The 23691-nt window shown below is 62.3% G+C and carries 17 protein-coding genes; 13 read left to right on the top strand and 4 right to left on the bottom strand.

Annotated elements, in window-relative coordinates; all coding sequences use genetic code 11:
- The 4 genes from LQG66_RS33795 to LQG66_RS33780 all read right to left on the bottom strand — a co-directional run bounded on the left by LQG66_RS33795 (window position 1) and on the right by LQG66_RS33780 (window position 4018).
- Window positions 1-810, bottom strand: a complete 810-nt coding sequence (locus LQG66_RS33795; protein ID WP_231320124.1) for an ABC transporter permease — start codon at window positions 808-810, stop codon at window positions 1-3.
- Complete coding sequence (locus LQG66_RS33790; RefSeq protein ID WP_231320123.1) at window positions 807-1697, bottom strand: ABC transporter permease; 891 nt, start codon at window positions 1695-1697, stop codon at window positions 807-809. Before LQG66_RS33790 ends, LQG66_RS33795 begins: the two co-directional genes overlap by 4 nt.
- Window positions 1694-2737 carry an ABC transporter ATP-binding protein gene (locus LQG66_RS33785; RefSeq protein ID WP_231320122.1) on the bottom strand — a complete coding sequence of 348 codons (1044 nt, stop codon included), beginning with the start codon at window positions 2735-2737 and terminating at the stop codon, window positions 1694-1696. Before LQG66_RS33785 ends, LQG66_RS33790 begins: the two co-directional genes overlap by 4 nt.
- 249 nt (window positions 2738-2986) lie before the next feature.
- A complete protein-coding gene (locus LQG66_RS33780; protein WP_231320121.1) occupies window positions 2987-4018 on the bottom strand; it encodes an ABC transporter substrate-binding protein in 1032 nt (343 codons plus the stop codon).
- Between the two features lie 218 nt (window positions 4019-4236).
- Between LQG66_RS33780 and LQG66_RS33775 the strand changes: the two genes are divergently transcribed.
- The 13 genes from LQG66_RS33775 to LQG66_RS33715 all read left to right on the top strand — a co-directional run bounded on the left by LQG66_RS33775 (window position 4237) and on the right by LQG66_RS33715 (window position 23691).
- Window positions 4237-5151 carry a LysR substrate-binding domain-containing protein gene (locus LQG66_RS33775; RefSeq protein WP_231320120.1) on the top strand — a complete coding sequence of 305 codons (915 nt, stop codon included), beginning with the start codon at window positions 4237-4239 and terminating at the stop codon, window positions 5149-5151.
- A 724-nt stretch (window positions 5152-5875) separates the two neighbouring features.
- Window positions 5876-6556, top strand: a complete 681-nt coding sequence (locus LQG66_RS33770; RefSeq protein WP_231320119.1) for a 4'-phosphopantetheinyl transferase family protein — start codon at window positions 5876-5878, stop codon at window positions 6554-6556.
- A gap of 252 nt (window positions 6557-6808) precedes the next feature.
- Complete coding sequence (locus tag LQG66_RS33765) at window positions 6809-7081, top strand: DUF6072 family protein (protein WP_231320118.1); 273 nt, start codon at window positions 6809-6811, stop codon at window positions 7079-7081.
- A gap of 466 nt (window positions 7082-7547) precedes the next feature.
- A complete protein-coding gene (locus LQG66_RS33760; RefSeq protein WP_231320117.1) occupies window positions 7548-7766 on the top strand; it encodes an MbtH family protein in 219 nt (72 codons plus the stop codon).
- 107 nt (window positions 7767-7873) lie between these two features.
- Window positions 7874-8524, top strand: a complete 651-nt coding sequence (locus tag LQG66_RS33755) for a hypothetical protein (RefSeq protein ID WP_231320116.1) — start codon at window positions 7874-7876, stop codon at window positions 8522-8524.
- A 346-nt stretch (window positions 8525-8870) separates the two neighbouring features.
- Complete coding sequence (locus LQG66_RS33750) at window positions 8871-10553, top strand: cyclic peptide export ABC transporter (RefSeq protein WP_231320115.1); 1683 nt, start codon at window positions 8871-8873, stop codon at window positions 10551-10553.
- A 55-nt stretch (window positions 10554-10608) separates the two neighbouring features.
- The gene (locus tag LQG66_RS33745) at window positions 10609-11574 is read left to right on the top strand and encodes a prohibitin family protein (RefSeq protein ID WP_231320114.1); all 966 of its coding nucleotides are present in this window, start codon (window positions 10609-10611) and stop codon (window positions 11572-11574) included.
- Window positions 11575-12142: 568 nt separating this feature from the next.
- Window positions 12143-18670 carry a non-ribosomal peptide synthetase gene (locus tag LQG66_RS33740; protein WP_231320113.1) on the top strand — a complete coding sequence of 2176 codons (6528 nt, stop codon included), beginning with the start codon at window positions 12143-12145 and terminating at the stop codon, window positions 18668-18670.
- 10 nt (window positions 18671-18680) lie between these two features.
- The gene (locus LQG66_RS33735) at window positions 18681-20222 is read left to right on the top strand and encodes a serine hydrolase domain-containing protein (RefSeq protein ID WP_231320112.1); all 1542 of its coding nucleotides are present in this window, start codon (window positions 18681-18683) and stop codon (window positions 20220-20222) included.
- Window positions 20219-21289: an HAD-IIIC family phosphatase gene (locus LQG66_RS33730; protein ID WP_231320111.1), complete on the top strand. Its 1071-nt coding sequence runs from the start codon at window positions 20219-20221 to the stop codon at window positions 21287-21289. The genes LQG66_RS33735 and LQG66_RS33730 overlap by 4 nt, the downstream gene beginning before the upstream one ends.
- Window positions 21286-21585: an acyl carrier protein gene (locus LQG66_RS33725; protein ID WP_231320110.1), complete on the top strand. Its 300-nt coding sequence runs from the start codon at window positions 21286-21288 to the stop codon at window positions 21583-21585. Before LQG66_RS33730 ends, LQG66_RS33725 begins: the two co-directional genes overlap by 4 nt.
- Window positions 21585-22841 (top strand): ACP S-malonyltransferase, encoded by a 1257-nt coding sequence (locus tag LQG66_RS33720; protein ID WP_231320109.1) that lies wholly within the window; start codon window positions 21585-21587, stop codon window positions 22839-22841. Before LQG66_RS33725 ends, LQG66_RS33720 begins: the two co-directional genes overlap by 1 nt.
- On the top strand, window positions 22834-23691 hold the full coding sequence (locus LQG66_RS33715) for a 3-hydroxyacyl-CoA dehydrogenase family protein (RefSeq protein WP_231320108.1): 858 nt from the start codon (window positions 22834-22836) through the stop codon (window positions 23689-23691). Before LQG66_RS33720 ends, LQG66_RS33715 begins: the two co-directional genes overlap by 8 nt.

Genomic DNA, 23691 nt, shown 5'->3' with positions numbered 1-23691 from the left:
CTATCGTCCTGCGTCGCCGCCTTTGGCGGTGAGCACCCGGTCGAGCCCGTAGACGCGGTCGAGCAGGATCAGGACGGTCATGGTGATGGCGATGACGCTGGCTGATACTGATGTCACCAGCGGATCGATGTTGTCCTGGATGTACAGGAACATGCGCACCGGCAAGGTCTCGGTGCCCGGCGTCGCCAGGAACACGGTCATGGTCAGATCGTCGAACGACTGGATGAAGGCGAGCATCCAGCCGGAGACGATGCCGGGCAGGATCGCCGGCAAGGTGACGCGGCGGAACATGGTCCAGCCGTCGGCGCCGAGCGAGATCGCGGCCATCTCGACCGAGCGGTCCATGCCGGTCGCCGACGCCAGGGTCAGCCGCAGCGCGAACGGAAACACGACGACGATATGGGCGATCACCAGTGCCGTGAACGTGCCGCCGATGCCGACGGACGTGAAGAACCGCAGGAAGGCGATGCCGAGCACGACATGCGGGATCATCAGGGGTGACAGGAACAGCGCCGACAGCGCATCGCGACCTCGGAAGCGATAGCGGCTGATCGCCAGCGCCGCCGGCACCGCGAACAACAGCGCGACGCAGGACGACAGCGCGCCGAGCCACAGGCTGACGGCGAAGGCGTGGACGAATTCCGGATAGTTGGCGAGCGCCCTGAACCAGCGCAGCGAGAAGCTCGTGATCGGGATCGACAGAAAGCCTTCCGGCGTGAACGCGACCCAGCACACGACCACGATCGGCGCCACCATGAAGACGACGAACAGCGCGTGGAAGATCAGCGCGACAGGACCGTTCCTGCTCATCGGAACATCTCCTGGTAGCGGCGCTCGATCAGCGCGTTGGAGCCGACCACGATCAGGACCAGCGCAATCAGCAGCAGCACGGCGACCGCGGCCCCCAGCGGCCAGTTCAACGTGTTGAGGAACTCGTCATAGGCGAGCGTCGCCGCGACCTTGAGCCGGCGGCCACCGATGATCGCGGGCGTCGCGAAGGCGCTCGCCGACAGCGAGAACACGATGATCGCGCCCGACAGCACGCCCGGCATGATCTGCGGCAGCACGATGCGGCGGACCACGGTCAGCGAGCCGGCGCCGAGCGACAGCGCCGCGTTCTCGATCTGCGGATCAAGCCGCTGCAGCGCGGTCCACACCGCTAGCACCATGAACGGCATCATCGCATGCGCCAGCGCGATCACCATGCCGGTCTCGGTGAACATGAAGCGGACCGGCGAATCGATCAGGCCGAGCGTCATCAGCAGCTTGTTGGCGAGGCCGTTATTGCCGCCGAACAGCAGCGCCCAGCCGAGCGTGCGCGCCACCACCGAGATCAGCAGCGGGCCGATGATGACCAGGAGGAACAGGCCCTTCCACGGCCCCTGCATGCGGTTGAGGATGTAGGCCTCGGGCACGCCGAACGCCGCCGTGATCAAGGTCGCCAGCGCCGCGACGCGGAAGGTGCGCCAGAACATCTCGGCGTAGTAGGGATCGTCAACGATCTCGATCCAGTTCTTCAGGATGAAGACCGGCTCGATGCCCTTGTACTGGCCCCAATCGTGGAACGACAGCATCACGGTCATCGCCAGCGGAAGCACGACGACGCCGGTGAACAGCATCAGGGCTGGCAGCGCCAGCGTCAGGCCCGCGCGGGTCTCGCCTGCGGACGGTGGATCGGCGCTGATGGCGGCGCTCATGCCGCGCCTCCGGCCGCGCGCAGGCTCATGTCCGCGACCTGCCAGACGAGATGCACCGCTGCGCCCTGCTCCGGCTGCCCCTGGCCGTCGTTCTGCCGGATCACGATCGCGGAGCCGCATTCGGTGTCGCACTGGAACAGCCAGTGATTGCCTTGGAAGATGCGGCTGGTGATCCGCCCGGCGAGACCTGCATCCCCGAAGCTGATCCGCTCCGGCCGCACGCTGATCGTGACGTGGCCGCCGACTCCGGCCGGCGCCGGCGCGCTCCACGCACCAGCGACGAGCTTTGCGGGCGCCGTCGTCCGATCGACGGTCGCGACGAATTCGTTGGTCTTGCCGAGGAACTGCGCAACGAAGGCCGAGGCCGGCTGCTCATAGACCTGCTGCGGCGTGCCGATCTGCTCGATCTTTCCCTTGCTCATGACGACGATGCGGTCGGACAGCGACATCGCCTCGATCTGGTCGTGGGTGACGAGGATCGTCGTGGTGCCGAGATTGCGCTGGATCTGGCGCAGCTCGATCTGCATGTCCTCGCGCAGCCGCGCATCGAGATTGGACAGCGGCTCATCGAGCAGCAGCACGCTCGGACGGATCACCAGGGCGCGCGCCAAGGCGACACGCTGCTGCTGGCCGCCGGACATGCGGCGCGGATGGCGGCCCTCATAGCCGGCGAGCCCGACCAGCGCGAGCGCCGAGCGCACACGCTCCTCGCGTTCGTTGCGCGGGATTTTGCGCATCTCCAATCCAAAGGCGACATTCTCAGCCGCCGTCATGTGCGGAAACAGCGCGTAGCTCTGGAACACGATGCCGAGCCCGCGCTTCGCCGGCGCCATCGCAACGAGATCCTTGCCTTCGAGCCGGATCGTGCCGTGCGAGGGGTCGAGGAAGCCCGCGATCATCTGCAAGGTCGTGGTCTTGCCGCAGCCCGACGGCCCCAGGAACGAGATGAACTCGCCCTTGGTGACAGCGAGGCTGAACTCTTCGACGGCCGTGTTGGGGCCGAAGGATTTGCCGACGCGATCGAGTTCGAGGAAGGACATGCGGGTTTCCGAACAATACAGGACTTAAAGATAAGAGGTGCACGGCAGCGCTGAGCCAATGCTCTCGCCATCACCGCTTCCCGCCTGCGGCGAGAGGTCGGATTGCATCGAAAGATGCAATCCGGGTGATGGGGTACAGGTCTCACCACACGCACTTCCCGTGCGTCTGCCTCTCACCCCAACCCTCTCCCCGTGAAGAACGGGGAGAGGGAGCTCACTGCTGTCTGGGTGAAGAGGCGAAGCAGACCTTTACCTCTCGACCTCACGATTCCAGCGCTTGGTCCATTCCTCGCGCTTTTCGTTCACGACAGTCCAGTCGGGTGCGTAGACCTTGGCGGCGCGCTCGCCGATCGGCGCCATCACGCCGACGCCCTCCGGGACCACGACCGACTTCACCACCGGGCCGTAGCCATATTCCTTCAGCATGGTGAGCTGGATCTTCGGATCGAGCAGCAGCTTGATGAAGCTCGAGGCCAGCGGCGAGACCGCGGCCTTGGCGATAGGACAAGCGGTCGTCAGCAGGCTGACGGCGCCTTCCTTCGGATAGACGAAGTCGACCGGAAAGCCGGTATTGGCGAAGCTCTGCACCCGGCCCGAGCCCCACACCGCGATCACGGCTTGGCCCGACTGGAACAGCTCCGTCATCTTGCCCGGCGACGGCTCGTAGGCGAGCACGTTCGGATTGATGTCGGTCTTGAAGATCTTGAAGCCCGTATCGACATTGGTCTCGCTGCCCCCGTTCATCTTCGCCAGCATCAACAGCGCGTTGAGGCCGTAGGTGTTGTTGATCGGCGGGATGACGAGCTGCTGCTTGTATTTCGGATCCTTCAGGTCGTTCCACGACGTCGGTGCGGCCCAGCCTTTCTCGGCGAACACCTTCTTGTTGTACATCAACCCCGTCGCGACGAGGCCGATCGCGACGGCCTTGTCATCCTTGAAGTGCGCGATGTCGAGGAGATCGCCGGGCAACCCGGTGACCTTGTCGCAGAAGCCCAGCTGGATCGCCTGGTACATCGGGCCGTCGTCGAGGATCGCGACGTCGATCTGCTGGTTGCCCTTCTGCGCCTGCAGCTTGGCGAGCGTATCGGTGGAGTTGCCGGCGACGTATTCGACCTTGACGCCGTTGGCCTGCTCGAACGGTGGGATCACCTCTTCGCGGACCGTCTTCTCGAACGAGCCGCCGTAGCCGGCAACATAGAGCGTCTTCTGTTGAGCGCAGACCGGCGAGGCGGAGGCCAGGACGGCGACGCTCACCGCCGTGAGAAGGTGCATTTGCTTCATGAGGACAGATCTCCCGTTTGCCTTGAATGCACGACGGTATTTCGAGACCGTCGAGGGAGGTCGGACTGGTCGGTGGTGCCGGCAGTCCAGAAGACCTGAAGCCGAACAGCCTAAAAAACGAGCCATCCCTCACCCTGCTAAAAAAGATCGCAGTCGAAGCTTTAATCGTCCAATGAATAATGGCACCCTATCCATGCCGAAATATTATGGATGGGATGATGGCGCGGATCAACTCGCGACAGGTCGAAGCCTTCCGGGCGATGATGCTGACCGGCAGCGTGACGGAAGCAGCCAAGCTGATGGCCGTGACGCAGCCGGCCGTCAGCCGCCTGCTGCGCGATCTCCAGGCGCTACTCAAGATGGAGTTGTTCGAACGGCGCGGCACTGGCCTGGTGCCGACCGCGGCCGCGACGGCGCTCTATATGGAGGTCGAGCGCTCCTTCGTCGGGCTCGACCGCATCACGGCCGCGGCCGAAGAGATCCGCGGCCGGCGCACGGGGACGCTGCGCATCGCGGCGCTGCCCGCGCTATCGAACGGATACCTGCCGCGGTTGGCCGGCGGCTTCCTGCAGGAGCGGCCGAACCTGAACCTCGCCTTCTTCGGCGTGATCTCACCGATCGTGATCGACTGGGTGCTGAACGCGCAATGCGACGTCGGCTTTGCCGAAGTGCCGATCGCGCATGCCGGCCTGCCGAGCATCAAGCTGCCGGCGCTGGCACGCGTCGCCGTTCTCCCGGCCGGTCATCCGCTGGCGGCCAAGAGATCCTTGGTGCCGCGCGATTTCGAGGGCGAGACCTTCATCTCACTCTCGGCCGGCTCGACCAGCCGGCATCTGATCGACCAGATCTTCCATCGCGAGGACATCAGACGGGTGCTGCGGGTCGAGACGACGCTGTCGGAGATCATGTGTGGAATGGTGTCGTCCGGACTCGGCGTCGCAATCTGCGATCCCTTTACGGCCCGCGAGTTCGATGGCCGCGGCGTGGTCATGCGACCATTCATGCCGCGCATCGATTTCGAATTCGCCGCGGTGTTTCCCCCGCAGCGCAGCCCCTCGCCGGTAGCGCTGGATCTGGTCGAATCGGTTCGCCGCGCGCTGGACGAACTCGACCGCGTGTCAGTTGCCGGATAAATCCCGGAAGGCTTGGTGGGCGCACCAGAGATCGAACCTAGGACCCGCTGATTAAGAGGCAGCCGCCTCCAGTTGATATTGAAGCGGATGTTTTCCTACTCAGCCAAACATCGGTCATTGCAGATCGATGGCTTGCATCGGAAATTTCAACCGCAGGACGATCGACACCCGACATGGGCGGCGGAATCAAAATCCGATGAAACGCAGATGAGATCCGAGCGCATTCTGAATCTTCTTCCTCCGTTCGCTCATTGACGAAATTGGAATTCTATCCGTTCAGAACGCACGACCAATCCGGGTCAGGAACGGGAGCGTGCGACAAGCGCGCTCGGCCGCGACCGGACTCACAAGTGAGAGACGATGACTGGACACAATCAAAGTCTCTATCGAAAATTGGATCAAATCAACTTTACGATGTAATATCTGGAGACATATGGAATTCTTGCCAGCGGGATCACGCAGATCCGCCGGCACTTCGCATATCCGATAGCACGCGTTCGGCTGCCACCGATCGTCTCGCACGGCTCGAGTGCTGAGGACCACTATTGCTTGTCTGCTGGCCGGCTGGGACTTGTGAGGGGGAACTGGTGCCGAATGACATCGATGCGCAAAGCCAAACGGCATGCCGAGGGTTCATAACAACATGTCGGTGACGGGTCCGCCGAGTGTATCGGACTGGCGACCGCTTGCTCCGTTAACCGAAGGCGTGGTCGTGGTATGGTGGATGGCAATCGAAGCCACTCCGAACGACGCGGTCGCGCGATGGTCCGCTGTCCTGGACGAACAGGAAAGAGCGCGGGCCGATCGCCTCAGGTTCGCTTCGGATCGTCAGACCTACATCGCAGCCCACGCCATGACCCGCATGCTCCTGGCGGCCGTGGGTGGTCTGCCGGCACAGCAATGGCGCTTCGTCACCTCGCCGACCGGCAAACCCGCGATCGCCTCCGTAGCCGGAGAACCGCCGCTACGTTTCAATCTCTCGCACACCAAGGGGCTCGTCACTTGCGCGGTGGGCTTTGGCCACGATGTCGGAATCGACGTCGAAGTCGGCGACCAGATCGAAGACGAACTCGGTTTGGCCGAGCGCTTCTTCGCACCCGGAGAGGTGTCCTTGCTACGTGGCGTCTCCGCCGACAGACGTCGGGAGACATTTTTGCAGATCTGGACCTTGAAGGAAGCCTACATCAAGACCACGGGAGCGGGCCTGACATGCCCGCTAGCCGGCTTTACCTTTGGCTTCGATCCGATTCATATTCGATTTGGTCCCGACATTGCCGACGATCCCGCAAATTGGCAATTTTTCCAATGGCGGCCGACCGACCGGCACCAGATCGCGCTGGCCGCGCGACACGTCCCCGCCAAGTTGCGGGTTGTTCGGCGCAGGATGAATTGGGAAGATCTGTAACCGCCCCGCGAAGCAATGGCTTGCGAACGCAAACCGACGTCTGATCGACGCTCTTGAGTCGTTAAAAATCTAGACCAAAGCTCAGTGAATTTCCCGGCGCTGGCGAATTGGCTATTGACGAGCGAATGGTGCACGCTCATGATCTACGCAACCTCTGGTTACCATTCAAACTGGAGGTGCGTTCGCGTTGTTTTAGCCGCGGCTATGCCCGTGATGAGATTCTAACGAGCAGTTCCAACCCTGGAGAGACTCATGGAAGAGAGGACAACGAACGCTGTCAAGCTGGTCGGCGAGGTCTTCGTGCCCGGTGCCAGCCAGATGATCGAAGGTCATGTCGCCCGCGGAGCCGCCCATTTTGTGATTGGCGGTCTCGTCGTGGCAGCTTTGGCCCCAGCAGCGCCATTGCTCGCCGGGTTGTTCGGACTCGGAGTGAGGCTCAACTCGTTTTCAAGTTCTATGGACGGCAAGAACCTCTGGAACCAGGTCGAGGTGCGCAAGACAAATCCCGAGCCCCACTCGAAATAGCCTCGGCACTTGCGACGCCGGTGCAGGGGACGGCGCAAGGGACTGGACATCTGCGGTGAAGAGTTGCCAGCCCTCTTTATCGACCGGCCCATTTGCATTCCCGGCCGGAATTTATAATCCCCAATCTCGTCCGGCTTCACAAGGAGGCCGTACGTCTTTGCTGGCGAGGAATTCTCGTCATTCTTCTGCTCCGGCGGAGCGATCGAACCGGTCGAGGCTGGTGCTCAGCTGATTACTCGGTTGCCGCATCAAGTTCGGCTCGTCGAATTTCTGCCAGGCACGCCCGCCGAGCTTGGCTAACACAACTACACGAAACGACCAGCTGAACGCGTTGACGAACCCGGTCTATGCGCTTGGGTGACGATGCACTTGAGCGGCATATTTTTTTGATTTTGCAGTCGGACGATTTGGCAGCAATGCCGATCTTGCTCAAGACGGGCGCGAATGCCCGTGGGGACGAATCGCGATGAGCAGAGATGACGAAGAAGAAGACGACGCCCGCTTCAAGGTGGTGATCAATCGCGAGGAGCAATATTCGATCTGGCCCGCTGGTTGCGGCAGTCCCGCCGGATGGCGCGACGTGGATGTAGCCGGCGCGAAAGCCGAATGTCTTGCCTATAACGAGCAGCACCGGACCGATCTGCGGCCACCGAGCCTGCGCGGGTTGGCCAACGGCGATGCCTGACGGCCGTAGACGCTCGACGTGACCGGTGGTGCCCGTCGCAAGATACCAAGATACAAAGAGGCGCCTATGAGCTTGCTTACACTGCGACCGTGGCGGGATTGACCTCGATGTCGACGGCAGAGAGTTTGGGTGCCGCGATCCACGAGATCTATCTTCGCGGTATCCGTCTGGGCCAACGCGGCGACATTCGTTTGCGAATGACGATGCTGTGCATGTTGATGTCCGCCGTGGTTTGGCTGGCAATCGACTCGGGACCGTCCCGATCGGTCCAGCGGCGGATGCTGCTGGCCGATCTCAAGGACGAAAGCGTCTATCGGCCAGGTGAACTGCCCGCCACGATTACATCGCAGTCCTACGGGATTTCCGCCGGGAGCGGCGGCCCGATCCGGGTGGGGATTGCTACATCGATGTTGATCAACGATCTGGCCAACCCGCAGCAGCGCCGCTGCACGGTGCTGCCGGAAGTGGTCAATTCGGCGCAAGTCGGCATCGCCGACCTGGAATTCGGACTCAACTACGTTGATGCAACCGGAAGCACGGTCGCCTCCTCGCTCCACGGCATCCGCATGCTGGGCCGCGGTGAAGCGCGGTATCTGGACTTTGCGCGACTGAACGCACCGAACTGCGAGGGTTTGCGCGCCGAGATGACCGTGAGTTTCTGCCGCAGCGAGAACGGGACCGACTGCGGCAGCAAGGCGATCGGAGCTGCATTCGGATCGATTCCAATCGTCGCCACCGGCTCGGGTCCGAGGGATTAGAGCGTGTTCGACGGGGCGGGAAACAAAAACAAGATGCCTCGCCCACGGAGCGCGTCTCCGCGACAAGCTTGCCCGACGCTCATGGCTCGCCGCGGCCCGGCCCGGGCCCATACATCGCAACCCGCAGCTGCGGCCGGCCCATTCCTTTCGCAATTCGGGGGCTCGTAACGATGGCCGCAACAAGCGTTGATATGAGTAACTGCGCTCCGTTACGGCCGCTCGCGCCGCCTGGCCGTCAGACCGTGGCATCGCGGGATTGGCAGCCGCGCCGCGAGCGAGGTCGCTTCGCCGTATCGGCTCACGTCGCACATCCATCTATGATCACGGCGGTCGGCGGCCTCGACCATTGAGCACCCATCCCGCCCTCAATCCCTATGGTCCGCTGCTCCGGCTGCTGCGCCAGGAAGGCCGTATCGACTTGCGGCGGATGCTGGTCATGCTGGCGGCGTCTGGCCTCGCAAACACCGGCGTGTTCGTCAGCATCAACGAAGCCTTTGGCCACGTCAGCTCGGGAACCTTGCACTGGCGAGAGGGGGCGCTGTTTGCCATCCTGGTCCTGTTGTATCTGATGGCGCAACGTTACGTATTGCAGACCGGTGCACGCGAGGTCGAACAGCTCATCTTTCGGGTGCGGATGGGACTGCTTGAACGGTTGCAGCGCTGCGAATTGCTCGAAGTCGAGCGGCTCGGGCAGGCGCGGATCCATGCCGCTATCGGGGCCGACACCCGGACGCTTTCGCAGTTCTCCATTGCGCTGGTTCTGGCGGCGCAGTCGATGTTGCTCGTGATCTTCACCGCCGGCTATGTCTACTATCTGGCACCGGTCGCCTTCTTCCTGTCGGGACTGTTCATCGCCGGATCGGCGGCGATCTATATTCAGAAAAGCCGGGCCGTGAATGAAGCCCTGGCGCGCGCGTCGATGCGCGAGAGCGAACTGCATAACACGGTCGGTGAGGTTCTCGGCGGCTTCAAGGAGCTGAAACTAAGCTCAGTGAAAGCTCGCCGCGTACTGGCAGATGCTAGTGAACTGACCGCAAGCACCGCCGACTTGCGCACCGAAGCACAGGGCGCGCTGGCGGGCAGCCTGGTCTTCTCTCAGACCGCATTCTTTCTGTTGTTCGGCGTTGCCGTCTTCCTGGTACCGGCCTTCGGCTCGACCTCATCGACCGCCATCGTCAAATCGACCACAGCCTTGCTCTTCATGTTTGGGCCGTTGTCCACGATGATCGGCGCGATTCCGCAGCTCGCAGTCGTCTCGGCCGCAGCAGAAAGCATCCTGGGCCTGTACGATGAACTGGATGCCTGCCTGGCGGCGGCGCCGACGCCGGCCGACCGGCCGCTCCCGATTGCGCCCAGCTTTGCGACCATCGAGCTTGAAGACGTGACGTTTCACTACCGGGACCGGGATAGCGTCGCGTTCAGCACCGGTCCGGTGCGAATGCGGATCACGCGTGGCGAAACAATCATGATCACCGGCGGCAACGGATCGGGCAAGTCGACGCTCATGCGCCTGTTGTGCGCGCTCTATCCGGCGGACGCAGGACATATCCTCGTGGACGGGCGCACGGTCGGCGTCGACGAACGCCAGGCCTATCGCGATCGGTTCGCCGCCGTGTTCTCCGATTTCCACCTGTTCCGCCGCGCCGTCTTCGAAGCCATGAGCGACCCGCAGGAAGTCGCCAGGCTGCTGGTGGCGCTGGAAGTGGACGAGAAGACCGGCATCCGCGACGGCCTGTTCGCAACCGTCGACCTCTCGACAGGCCAGCGCAAGCGCCTGGCGCTCATCACCGCATTGCTCGAGCACCGCGAAGTCCTGCTGCTCGACGAATGGGCGGCTGATCAGGATCCGCACTTTCGGCGCAAATTCTACCTCGAGATCCTGCCGCACCTGAAAGCGCGTGGGCTGACCATCATCGCCGTGACGCACGACGAACGCTACTTCCCTGTAGCCGATCGCCGATATCACATGGAAGACGGGCACATCGTCGAGATCACGCATCCGGTCGAGGGTACAGCGGATGAGCAGTAGAATCGGATTGATAACGGCCCCTGAACCGAGCCATCTCGCGCGCACCCGAGGAACGGTGCGCCGCTGGCTGGTGAAATTCATCTACGACATCACCATTGTCGGGCTGATCCTGCTGTTCCTGCTCCTGCTGTTCTTCGGCAGGATCGTCCATACCATTCCAGCCGGCCATGTGGGCGTGTTCTGGTCCCGTTTCGGCGGCGGTACACGGCTGGATCTGATGCTCGGCGAAGGCGTCCGACTGACCCTGCCGTGGGATGCAGTGTACGTCTACGATGTGCGGCTGCAGCAGCGCCATCAGGTGTTCGACACCCTGACGGCCGACGGACTCAAGGTTCGCGTCGACATCGGGTGGCGCTATCGGCTGGTGCCGCGCTCGGTACCGCTGCTCCACCAGTTCGTCGGCCCGCGCTACGAGGCGGTGATGCTGAATCCCGACATCGGCCAGCGCGCCCGCGATCTGATTGCCCTCTATCGACCGGACGACCTCTACACCGCTCGGCGTCTGAGTTTGCAAACCGAGATCCGCGACGCCGTCGCCTGGAACATGACACACAATCTCGATGTGCCGAATTTTTCCGGCATCGAATTCATTGTGATCCAGAACATTTCGATCCGCGACGTTGAGTTCCCGCCGGACGTCCAGCAGGCGATCGTTCGCAAGAACGAGGCGTTCCAGAGAATCCAGGAGAACGGCTTCCGGATCGATGCAGAGCGCAAGGAAGCGGAACGCCGGCGGGTGGAGGCCGAAGGCATCCGGTCATTCCAGGAAATCGTCAGCAGCAGCCTGTCGCCAGGCTATTTGCGCTGGCGCGGCATTGAGGCGACGCTGGAGCTCGCCAAATCGAAGAACAGCAAGGTCGTCGTGATTGGCAGCGGCCGTGAAGGGCTGCCCTTGATCCTGAACGCGGAAAGCGCCGCCGACCCGTCGGCCGTGACACCGGCTGCGTCGCACACCGATCAGGAAGTTCCGGCAAAAACGCCGGAGCCCGCGCTCTCTCCGATCCGCGGAGCAACGAGATGACCGTGATGCGAACGACCGGCATGAGGCGCGTCAACAGGAGCTCGATCCGAATGCGCACTGATGAGCCTCGAAGCAATCGTGATTACCTGCGGCCTGCACACATGGATCGTGCGTTCGTGACCCTGCGCTGCTTTTCGCGTCCCCAACATGCAACGAGGTCCGCAGAATATCCGCGCCTGCGTGGCTTGCAAACGCCGCTCGCCAGGCATGAGCTCAGCAATCAGCGCCGCATCTTTGCAGCCATGCGGTGAAGCGCCAAAAAAACTGGTTGCGTTATTTTTTAGCGCACCCTAAAATAGATAATTAGATCAACACAACTACTAGAAGAAATTCCTTCGCGCACTCATCGACCGCAGGGTTGGGATGCAAACGGCATGAATTTCTACATTGGCTCGACAAGACATCAACTGATGCGCCTGGCACATCTCATCAAGCCACGAAGTCATCACAGCCATGAAGCGCGATGGCGGGTGAGCTTGGCGTTATCGAGGCAACGATCCTATTAGCGGCCGAAGTCGCGTGAGTCCGGCCGTTACATTATTGGCGAATCCGAATCCAAGTATGGCCGATGCCGGTGACCAATCCCAGTTCCGCTTGCGACACCTTGATCGGTTGCTTTCGCCGGAACGCGGAAACATGCACGGATAAAGTCGGGCTGATCTATCTTGCCGACGGCGAGAAAGATCGCCAATCGATGACCTACGGCGAATGGTATGGCTGGTCCGCAGCGATCGCGGATCAACTCTCGCGAACCTGCGCCCGCGGCGAGCCCGCGCTGCTTCCCATGGAAAACAGCCTCGACTTCTTGGCGGGCTTCATGGGAGGATTGCTGGCAGGAACACCCGTCGTTCCCCTTCCCTCGCCCACAGGCCGCGCAGGCTGGCGCAGATTTCAGGCCGTGGCGCAGGATTGCGCGGCGCGGACAGTGATCACCCGATCCCGCGATCTCGACCGGGCGCGCGCCAGAGCGGACGCGACAGATCACCGGTTCAACTTTCAATTCGTGCTGACCGATGAGGTCGCGCGCGATGGCGGTCACCGGTCGATGGCCGCCAACTCCCCCGACATGCCGGCATTCCTGCAATACACCTCTGGTTCGACCGGTGAACCAAAGGGGGTGATCGTCACGCATGCCAACCTGCTTCACAATGAACGGTTGATCTGCCAGGCAATGGGGAATCATTCCGATTCCGTCTTTTTGACCTGGCTACCCCTGTTCCACGACATGGGCCTGATCTGCTCGGCGCTGCAATCGGTGTATCTCGGAACGACCTGCTATTTGATGTCTCCGGCAGCCTTCATCCAGCGGCCGCTGCGCTGGCTGGAAGCTGTCTCGCGCTTCGGGGTGACGTCCACCGGCGCTCCAAACTTCGCTTACGATCTGTGCGTCGACAAGGCCGCATCGCTTGAGCCCGGTGCTCTCGATCTCAGCCGATGGGAGCTTGCCTTCAACGGTGCCGAGCCGGTACGCGGAAAAACGCTGCGAGCGTTTGCCGAGGCGTTCCACCCATTTGGATTCCGTGATGCCGCGTTCTTCCCTGGCTACGGCATGGCGGAGGCAACCCTGCTGGTTTCGGGCAGCCGCTCTGCCGGAGGACCGCAGGTTTCGCGCTTCGACGGCAAGGCGCTGGCCTGCGGACAGGCTCTGCCGTCGGGTGCCGAGGATGCCGTCGAACTGGTCCGCTGCGGCAACGGCCTGCCAGGACAAGAGATCCGGATCGTCGCGCCGTCGACGGGCGCCTCACTTCCGGCGAACCATGTTGGCGAAATCTGGATCCGCGGCGAAAGCGTTGGCGCCGGCTACTGGAATCGCCCCGAAGCAACCGCGGCAACGTTTTGCGCACGCCTCTCGGATGGCGATGACGATACGTATCTGCGCACGGGCGATTTGGGTTTCTTCCACGATGACGGGCTCTATGTCGCGGGAAGGGTCAAAGATCTCATCGTCATTCGAGGCATGAACCACTACCCCCAAGACATCGAGTATACGGTGGAAGCCTCGCATCCGGCCTTGTTGCCACATGGCAGCGCGGCTTTTTCGGTCGCGCGGGATGATGGTGATCATCTGGTGGTCGTGGCCGAGCTCAGTCGCGCCGGCTTGCACGTCCCCAGCACCGACGACGTCATCGCCGCGGTGAGCCGTGCGATTGCCAGCGAGCATGAGCTCGTCGCGGATACCGTCGTGCTGGTCCGACCTGGCCATCTGCCGAAGACAACGAGCGGAAAAGTGCGCAGGAACGCATGCCGCGATGCCTGGCTGAACCATCAGCTCAACATTGTTGCCTCGGCTGAACGCCGAATGCCGAACGCCGACCCCGCCAGCATGCCGGCGGACTCGGCGCCGCATACGGCGCTGGCGAAGGAGATCACGCGGATCCTCAACTGTCGAGCCGGCGAGATCGCACGCGACCGCCCACTGACCGCCTATGGGATGGACTCGCTGGCCGCGATGAAACTGCAGGAGCGTCTCCAGACCCGCTGGGGGCTGCAGATTTCCCTGGCGCAATTGCTGGATGGAATCGACTTGGCCTCACTGCTCTCGAAGCTGGAATCAGGCCCCCGCGCGAGCCCCGGCAAACGCGAAGCCGGGCACGCCGACTCGCGCTGCGCCGATAATCAGCGGTCGTTGTGGCTGCATCGCCAGGCATGGCCGGATTCGGCGGCCTACAATGTCACGGCGGCATTTTCCCTGCATGGTCCGGTCGATGAGCGGGCCTTGGCCGCGGCATTCGCTTCGGTGGCGGCCCGGCACGAAGCGCTGCGCAGCACGTTCTGCGAACGGAACGGCCAGATCGATCTACAATTAACCCCCGGCGCGGGCGGCAACCTGCACCATTCACGACAGAGCCTCGCCGAACTGGCTGCCATGCCGTTCGATCTTGCGCGCGGCCCTCTGTTCCGCGCCTTTCTGATCGATGCCGAGCAGCAACATCCGGTGCTGGCGCTGTGTGCGCATCACAGCGTGGTGGACCTGTGGTCGATAGGGTTGCTGATGACTGATCTGGGCAATCACTATCGTCATTTGACCGGCGGCGCAGATCCGCCGCGCCCGGCGCTTTTTCAGTATCGGAGCTTTATCGAGAGGCAGCAGAACCTGCTCGCAGGCCAGCGCGGCCAGCAATTGCGCGACTACTGGCGCAACAAGTGCGCTGGTATGCCTGCTCCTCTTCAGATCACCGGTGCGCGGCGGGCGTCCGATGACGACCGCGCCGACATATCCGCGCGGCGACTGGGGCGGGACAGGACGGACGCCATCAAGACGCTGGCGCGCGAAATGGCCGTCACTCCCTTTACAGTGCTTCTAAGTGCGTTCCACATGGCCCTGATGCTGAGGAACCCCACGGCGGCCGGGACCCTTGGGGTAACGACCTCGGGCCGCGATCACCCGGAACTAAGAGAGGTGGTCGGATACACCGTCAACGTTCTCCCCATCACGCTGACATTCGAACCCGGGACATCGTTTCGTTCTAATGTGACGCGCATTCAGCGCGAAATCTTGTCGGTGCTCGAGCACAGCGAGTACCCCCTGCAGCTCATCTTGGAAGATCCGACGCTGAGAATCCGGGAGAAATTATTCCGGATTGTATTCGTCTGGCAGCATCTCGCCGCCGAGTCAGGCCTGGCATCGTCGGTCATGAGGCAGGCGGGTGGCGAGATCCGTTGGGGCGACCTGACCCTCCGTTCCCTGCAGGTGCCCGTCGCCGCCACGCCGTTCGACTTGACGTTCTCCATCATCGAGGACGCCGGTGAATTCTCGCTCGCAACCGAGCACCGCTCATCTGTCTACGATGCCGCGGACATAAGGCAGCTTTGCGACCTGTTCACGACGGTCGTTGATTGGGCGGTCACGCAGCCGGATCTCCCGGCCGACACGGCATGTCAAAGGGCGGCTGCGATCGCTCGACCAGCGAGCGGCGCGGCTGTGACCGTGGCACCGGCAGCTTTCATCCCCGTCCACACGGCATTCGAAAGCAACGCCAGGGCCCACCCGCAACAGACCGCCCTGGTCGAAGGCGAGCGGCGGCTCACATATGGCGAGTTGAACAGCGAGGCTGATCGGATCGCCGCGCGTCTCCAGCGGGCGGGGATCACTGCTGGCGCAGTGACGGCCATATGTCTGCCGAGAAGCATGGACGCGGTGGCAGCGATTCTCGGCATTCTGAAGAGCGGTGCCGCCTATGTGCCGGTGCTTCCCGAGTGGCCCGAACAACGCAAGTCGATCGTGCTGGACGAATCCACTGCGGTTTGCGTCGTGACCTGCCGCAAGCTGCTTTCCGGGCTACCCAAATCATTCCAGAACAATGCCGTCGTTCTGGATGACGACGTCCCGACAATCTCCGACCTGGTGCCTGCGTCCACGGTGCCCGCGGTTTGTCCCGATCAGCCCGCCTACATTCTTTTCACATCGGGCACCACGGGACGCCCCAAAGGCGTCGCCATCACCCACGCCAACCTTGCCTCGTACGTCTATTGGGCGTCCGAATGCTATCTGGCAAACGCCAATGTGCCACGCGGCTTTGCCCTCTTCACGTCGCTCGGCTTTGACCTCACGGTTACCAGCCTTTTCACTCCGCTGGTGACCGGAACGCACGTGATCCTATTCCCGGATGAGTCCGACGAAAGCGCCTTGATCGCGCGGGTGTTACGTCACCCTGAGGTCGGCCTGGTGAAGGCGACACCATCTCATATGCGCCTGGTGCAAGCTCTGCGCCCCACTGCTGGTTCGGTGCATACGCTCATCCTGGGCGGCGAGTCGTTGTCCACGAGCCTCGCCCGTGATCTGACCGCCCGGCTTGGGCCGCGTCTGAGAATCTTCAATGAGTACGGACCGACCGAAGCGACGGTCGGCTGTATCTGTCATCTCCACGACGCCACGAGCGATATCGAGAACGAGGTGCCGGTCGGACGCCCGGTGGCTGGCGCGCGGGCGTATCTGCTGAATGGCGATCTTCTACCGGTCGCGGCAGGAGAGACTGGCGAATTATTCCTGGCCGGTCCCGGGGTGGCGAGTGGATATCAGGGCCGGCGCACGCAGACCGCGGCGTCGTTCGTTCCTGAGCCGCACGGCGATGGCACGCGCATGTATCGCACCGGTGACTTGGCGCGCGTGCGCCCTGACGGAGCGCTCATGTATCTTGGGCGCCGCGATGAGCAGATCAAATGGCGCGGCGTCAGAATTGAGCCGCGTGAGATCGGCCAGTGTCTGGAACGCTATCCGGGGATCCGCGCAAGCGTCGTCGCTCTGGTGACCGGACCGGCCGGCACAGACGTGCTCTGCGCCTGGTACGTGGCAGATGCCGCGATTCCCACCGCGTCGCTGAGCCGATTCCTTGCCGACCAGCTTCCGGACAACATGATTCCGGCATTCCTGACGTGGATCGCGTCCCTGCCCCTCAACGTCAACGGCAAGGTCGATAGGAACGCATTGCCTACACCGCGCGCCGACACCACCGCAGTCGGCCCGCGAACGCCGGTCGAAGCCGCGATCTACGACGTGTGGTGCGACATCTTGGGTCTGGACGATTTCGGAATGACCGACCGGTTCACGGCGCTTGGGGGCGATTCGATCAGCGCCATGCGCGTCGCGGCTGGCCTCGGCGAGCGCGGTCTTTCGGTCTGCGTCCGCGATATCTTCGAGCACAAGACCATCGAAAAGCTCGCGCTGGTGGCAACGCCTGTCGTACCAGAACTGGAATCGCCGCAGAGCGTCGACACTGACGGTCAGGACCTCCGTCCAGGTCCGATGGCCGCGTGGCTCCTCGCGCAACGTCTGGCACACCCCCAACACTATCATCAAGTCGCGACATTGCTTTGTCCCGATGGCCTGGAACCCAATGCACTGCGAGACGCGCTGTCTGCAGTCCGGGCGCACCACGCTGGCCTGCGCCTGAACATGCGGCCTGGGGGAACGGCGTTTTGGAAGAATGACGCGCCCGTTGACGACTCCCTGATCCTGACGACCGTGGATGTCAGCGATCTTTCCGAACCACACGCAGCGAGGCAACAAGCAGCCTTGGTCCGGCAGATCTGCGCGACCACCGATCTTGAAAGCGGCGCTCTCTTCCGTCCCCTGCTGTTTCGCATGCCCGAAGGATCGCAGCTGGTGATCGCCTGTCATCATCTGCTGGTCGACTCGGTTTCGTGGCGGATCATTGCCGAGGATCTCACACGTGCGTGGCGCGCGATTGTCCGTGGAGACCGGCCGCGCCTGAGTTCGTCCGCCGGTCTGCACGAATGGACTCGCGCACTGGAGCGCCTCGAACAGTCTTCGCAATTTGCCGATCAGGTGCAGTACTGGGAGCAAGCTGAACGAGGCCCACGGCCGACGCTGACCGTGTCCGCCCCCCGTCGGGTCCATCGCGAGACCTTCCATCTGACAGACTTTCCCTTGGCAGCCCACGTCCCGTCGTTGAACGAAGGGACCCGCTCGGATTCGGGAGACGGCGACCGGGTCGCCGTGGAGACGATGCTGGTGGCCGCCGCCGCCCGCGCCCTGCTGCAGCGGTTTCAGGTACGGCAGATGCTGATCGAAATGGAGCATCACGGCCGCGATGTTCCGGGCGTCGATCTGTCACGAACGATCGGATGGCTGACATCGCTCTATCCGCTCGCCCTTTCGCTGCCAGCCGCCGATGACACGCCAGAACAATGGCTGGCTTCGATCGACGAACAGCGCCGGCGCGTTCCTGACAATGGAGTTGGATATGGCGTTGTCCGCCAACGCCGCGGATCCGCGATCGCTGATCCGTGGGCGCCCGCCGTCCTGCGCATCAACTATCTCGGCGCCTGGCGGCGGGTTCGACAACCTGACCGCTTCCAACTCGACCCGACGCGCTCCTCCCTTTCGAGCGCCGAACAAAACGCGCCCAGCGTCCTGCTCGAAATGAATGCTTACGCAATCGACGAGAGGATCTGCGTGGAAGCCGGCTTTGACGAGGCGGCGTGGAATAGAGTTGACAGAGCGTGCTTCATGACCGCCTTCGACGCGTCGTTTCGCGCGATGGCGGCCGCCGCCCAGCCCCCCACACCGACGCCCGTGCGATCGTTCGAGGCCGCAGGCCTGAGCGAGCACGAGCTCGATATCCTGCTCGCCTGAGAACGCCGATATGAGCAGCCCGATCACAACAAGATTGTCCATCCCCACGCGGATGGCATGCGCCGTGGTCTCATTGGCTGCGATGATGATCGTGCACCCCTCACTCGCGACGGCCGAAACGGCGACCATCAACGCGCCGACGACGAGCGCACCGCCCGTCGGGGCTCCCGCAACCCACACTTCGGCGATCGACACAGCTGCGATCGACGCCGCGGTGCTGAAGAACATGAGCATCGGCCAGATCCCAGGCACGGCGCTGGTGATCATCCAGGACGGACAGGTCGCATACCAGAAAGGCTATGGGGTCAGCAGTCTTTCGAACCAAACACCAACGACGGCCCAGATACTGTTTCAGCTCGGCTCGACCAGCAAGGCGTTCACCGGTCTTGGAACACTGCTGTGCCAGCAGCGCGGTCTGCTGTCGATGGACGCCCCCGTCACGACGTACCTGCCCTGGCTGGTGTTGAAACATCAGGGCAAGCCGGTCGAAGTGACGTTGAACCAGTTCATGCATCATACCAGCGGAGTACCCGACAGCACCCTGTACACGATCCCCGAGGGCGCTGGACCACAGATGCTCGAGAAGACCGTGCGCATGATTGCCGGAATGGAATTGGCGAGCGCGCCAGGAACGCAATTTGCCTATACCAGCATGAATTATGACGTGCTTGGGCTGGTGATGCAGACCGTGACCCAGACCATCTACGCCGATTTCGTTTCAAAGGAGATTCTCGAGCCGCTCGGCCTCCGTAACACCACCGTTTTTCAAAAGGTCGCCGACGACCGCGGCATTTCCGACGGGTTCAAGATCGAATTCTTGCGTCCCAATGCCTATCTGGCTCCGCCGTTCGACGGCAATCTGCCGGCAGGCTACTACATCAGCGATGGCATCGATGTGGGTCGCTGGCTGCAGATACACCTCGGGACCGTCAGTGTGCCGGATTATTTCAAGCCTCTGCTTGCGGAATCCATCATACCGTACTCCAGCTCCGATCCGTCCTACGCCGCCGGCTGGTATGTTTCCGCTTCACAGGGATTGATCTACCATGGCGGTAACAACCCGAATTATTCCAGCTACTTCATTTTCAGCCCACCCCGCAACATGGCGGTTGGTATCATTGCGAACGTGAACTCGAATTCCACCACCGCCGCCGCGCAAGATGTCGTCAACATTCTGCTCGGTCGTCCCCCCATTTTTCCAGATAACAATCCGACGCAACGCATGGATACTCTGGCGGTCGCCGCCATCGGCGTCGAATCCCTGCTGGCGATCCTGGCGCTTTGGAGTCTTTCGCGTCTGCGCGGTCAGCATCGCTACTACCAGCCGTCTCCGCAAGCCTATGCCATCTCGGCACTGCTTCTGTCGGTGGTCGCCGTCATCGGTTACGTACTGGCGCATTTTCCGCAGCTGTTCCTGTTCGGCTCAAACTGGCCATTCATGGTTGTCTGGGGTCCCCAGACACTGTGGATCGCGGCAATCCTGTGCATGATCCTGGTGCTGCTGGCTTGGTTTGATGTCGTGATCCGGCTCTTCTTTCCGAGACACACATGACCCAATTGCAATCCGCCATCGCCGATCTCGACCGGGCATCCAAGGACGTGAAGTGCGTCATCTGGGACCTCGACAACACGTTGTGGGATGGTGTCCTGCTGGAACGGGACGCCATCACGCTGAAGCCAGGTATTCGCGAGGTCATTCAGGCGCTGGACCGCCGCGGAATCCTGCACTCCATCGCCAGCAAAAACGATCACGATCTGGCGATGCGCAAGCTGCAGACGTTTGAACTCGACGAATACTTCCTCGCGCCGGAGATCGGTTGGAATGCCAAATCAATCTCGATCCGGCGGATTCAAGAATCCCTGAATCTTGGACTCGACAGCTTCCTGTTCGTGGACGACCAGCCGTTCGAGCGTGCCGAGGTCGGATCCACCATCCCGGCAGTAAGATGCCTTGACGCGGCAGCCTATCTCGACTTGCCGCGATATCCGGCGCTACAACCGAGATTCGTTACGGTTGATAGCGCCCGGCGCAGGCTAATGTGCCGAGAGCAGCTCGTTCGCAGGAACTTGGAAGATAGCTGGGAAGGTCCGCATGAGGAATTCCTTGCATCTCTCGGCATGGTGCTGACCGTCGCACATCCAACCGGGGATGACCTGCGAAGGGCGGAAGAACTGACGATTCGCACCAATCAGCTCAATGCAACCGGCAGGTCCTACAGTTATGACGAGTTACAAGCGTTGCTTGCGACGCCGGAACACGAACTCTTCATCTGTGAACTGTCCGACCGCTTCGGATCTTACGGCAAGATTGGCCTCTCGCTGCTGGAGCATGGCGCCGACACGACCCATCTGCGCCTGCTTCTGGTGTCGTGCCGGGTGATGTCGCACGGTGTCGGATCCGTGCTGCTCTCGCTGATGATGCAGCGGAGCAAGGAATGCGGTCGCAAGCTTCGCGCCGATTTCGTCGATACCGGCCGCAACCGCATGATGATGGTCGCATACCGGTTCGCCGGCTTTCAGGCTTCCGACCGTCAGCCGGATGGCAGCATGGTGATGACGCATGATCTCACCGACATTCCGCCCATTCCGTCGTATATCGACGTGAGACACTCGGCATGAACCAAGCAGAACCCGTGGACGCGACCCGAGCCATGCGACCGAAACTGCGCCGTCTGATAGAGCGCAACCTGGCGATTCCCAGCGTTGACCAGATGTTCAGCGACGCTGACGATTTGTTTGTCGGAGGATATGTCAACTCGCTTTTTGCGATGAAACTGCTGGTTTTCGTGGAGAGCGAATTCGGCATCGAGATTGACGTCGAAGACATGGACCTCGCGAACTTCCGTTCCATCGACAGGATTGTTGAACTTGTGGAGCGCAAGCAGTCTGCGACGCAGCCGCAGGGAGTCGATTGATGGCCGGCCTGCTGACAATCTTTCCGGGGGCCGGCTCGCAGTACCCTGCAATGGGCCGCTCGCTTCACGACGCCTACCCGGTTTTTCGCGACACGCTCTCGGAAGCCGGCGACGTGCTCGGGATGGACATCACCGGTCTGTGTATCGATAGAGCGCGAGGCGCGGAGCTCGGCTCGCTGCGCAACGCACAGCTGGCCGTGTTGGCGGTGAGCGTTGCGACATACAGGGTGATGCGGGCCGAGCTGAAACTGGCGCCTCATCTCGCCCTGGGGCACAGCCTCGGTGAATACGCCGCGCTGTGCTGCGCCGGGGCGATCTCGTTTCGCGCGACGCTGGAAATCATCTCACGGCGCGAGGCTCTGATCCGCGAAGATGCCGCGTCTGCAGCGGGAACGATGACGTGGGTCGTCAATCTCGGGCGCAGCGAGGTCGAGGAGATCTGCAGCGCGGCGTCGACGCCGGAAAGCCGGGTCTACGTGTCCGCTTACGATCACGCCACCCAACACTCCATCTCCGGGCAGACCGCGGCGGTCACCATCGCAGCGAAGAGACTGGAGGCCGCTGGCGCAACCCTATTCCCGCTGCGCGGTAGCGGACCATGGCACTGCGCCTTGATGGCCAATGTGGCGGTGCGGCTACGCAGCGTGCTGGATGACTACGAGTTCATGCCAACCCGGTTTCCGGTGATCTCCAACCTCACGGCCCGCCCCTATCCCTCCGCTCCCGGAGAAATGCGCGACCTTCTGGCACGCCAGCTCGAAATGCCGTTGCTGCTGGCGGATTCGCTGCGCTGGGCGGAGTGCCAGGGCACGCGCGCAGCCGTGAGCCCCGGCCCAAAAGAGGTGATGAAGTTTCTGGTGGACAAGAACTCGCGCCGGATCCGGGCCTACGGATTGGAGCGCGCCGAGCAACTCGCAGCGTTGCGGGACGCGCTGGTTTTGGCGCCTGACGATCTCGGTCGCGTGGCTGCCAACTGTCTCCGGTCGATCAACACGACACCCAACCATAACCATGACCCCCAAGCGTATCGCGACCTCGTTGTCGAGCCGTATCGCCGCCTCGAGGCGGTGTATCTCGAGCGGATCTCCTCCGGAACCCGCCTGGCGATGAGCGACGTTGCCGGTATGGCTGATACGGCCGAGGCCATTCTTCGCGCCAAACGTCTTCCTCCCGACGCGGTGTTCGACAGCACCGACCGCATTTGGTGCGGCAAATTTGCCGCCGCCGACGTAACAGCGGAGACCGCCCATGTTTGAACGGGTCGGCGTCATCGGCGCAGGAACGATGGGGTCGGGTGTTGCTGCCGATCTCACGCTTCACGGCATCGGCGTCGTGCTGGTGGATATCGACGCATCTCGCCTCGCCAAGGCACGCAGCGAGATCGCAAAAACCGTGCGCTTTGCTCCCATCGTGTATCCGAAAGCGCCGAAGGTCCCGGTGCAAGAGGCGCTTGGTCGTATCGTTTTCACCCAGGAGTTCAGCGCTATCGGTGATTGCGACTTCGTCATCGAGAACGTGACAGAGAACGCGGCCATCAAGAAGGAGGTCTACCGGAAACTGGACGCGCTTTGTCGGCTGGATGTCTGCTTCAGCGCCAACACGTCATGTCTCTCGATCACCGAACTGGCACGGGGCATCCGGCGGCCAGAGCGTATCGTCGGTATGCATTTCATGAATCCGGTGTTCGCCAAGCCGGTGGTCGAGTTGATGCGGGGCGTTCACACGTCGGATGACACGGTACGCCGATGCGAGGACTTGCTCCGCCAGATGACCAAGGAGGCGATCGTCGTCGGCGATATGCCCGGCTTCGTGTCCAACCGCATCTCGCACCTGTTTATGAACGAAGCCATGTGGGTCGTGCACGACGGTGTGGCAACCGTTTCCCAGGTGGACCAGATTTTCAAGAAGTGCTTCGGGCATGCCATGGGCCCGCTGGAGACGGCCGACCTGATCGGCCTCGATGTCGTCATGGACTCGCTCGACGTATTGTATGCGAGCTACCAGGACCCCAAGTTTCGTCGCTGCCCGCTGCTGAAATCGATGGTCGATTCTGACAGGCTCGGGCGCAAGAGCGGCAAGGGCTTCTACGAATACCAAGAGGAATAA

It is taken from the genome of Bradyrhizobium ontarionense, assembly GCF_021088345.1.
In the GTDB taxonomy this organism is placed as follows: domain Bacteria; phylum Pseudomonadota; class Alphaproteobacteria; order Rhizobiales; family Xanthobacteraceae; genus Bradyrhizobium; species Bradyrhizobium ontarionense.
This window is presented reverse-complemented; position numbering and strand designations above follow the sequence as displayed.

Coding starts and splice junctions, on each gene's coding strand:
- LQG66_RS33795 (WP_231320124.1), bottom strand. CDS start 810: ATGAGCAGGAACGGTCCTGTCGCGCTGATCTTCCACGCGCTGTTCGTC.
- LQG66_RS33790 (WP_231320123.1), bottom strand. CDS start 1,697: ATGAGCGCCGCCATCAGCGCCGATCCACCGTCCGCAGGCGAGACCCGC.
- LQG66_RS33785 (WP_231320122.1), bottom strand. CDS start 2,737: ATGTCCTTCCTCGAACTCGATCGCGTCGGCAAATCCTTCGGCCCCAAC.
- LQG66_RS33780 (WP_231320121.1), bottom strand. CDS start 4,018: ATGAAGCAAATGCACCTTCTCACGGCGGTGAGCGTCGCCGTCCTGGCC.
- LQG66_RS33775 (WP_231320120.1), top strand. CDS start 4,237: ATGGCGCGGATCAACTCGCGACAGGTCGAAGCCTTCCGGGCGATGATG.
- LQG66_RS33770 (WP_231320119.1), top strand. CDS start 5,876: ATGGCAATCGAAGCCACTCCGAACGACGCGGTCGCGCGATGGTCCGCT.
- LQG66_RS33765 (WP_231320118.1), top strand. CDS start 6,809: ATGGAAGAGAGGACAACGAACGCTGTCAAGCTGGTCGGCGAGGTCTTC.
- LQG66_RS33760 (WP_231320117.1), top strand. CDS start 7,548: ATGAGCAGAGATGACGAAGAAGAAGACGACGCCCGCTTCAAGGTGGTG.
- LQG66_RS33755 (WP_231320116.1), top strand. CDS start 7,874: ATGTCGACGGCAGAGAGTTTGGGTGCCGCGATCCACGAGATCTATCTT.
- LQG66_RS33740 (WP_231320113.1), top strand. CDS start 12,143: ATGCCGGTGACCAATCCCAGTTCCGCTTGCGACACCTTGATCGGTTGC.
- LQG66_RS33735 (WP_231320112.1), top strand. CDS start 18,681: ATGAGCAGCCCGATCACAACAAGATTGTCCATCCCCACGCGGATGGCA.
- LQG66_RS33730 (WP_231320111.1), top strand. CDS start 20,219: ATGACCCAATTGCAATCCGCCATCGCCGATCTCGACCGGGCATCCAAG.
- LQG66_RS33725 (WP_231320110.1), top strand. CDS start 21,286: ATGAACCAAGCAGAACCCGTGGACGCGACCCGAGCCATGCGACCGAAA.
- LQG66_RS33720 (WP_231320109.1), top strand. CDS start 21,585: ATGGCCGGCCTGCTGACAATCTTTCCGGGGGCCGGCTCGCAGTACCCT.
- LQG66_RS33715 (WP_231320108.1), top strand. CDS start 22,834: ATGTTTGAACGGGTCGGCGTCATCGGCGCAGGAACGATGGGGTCGGGT.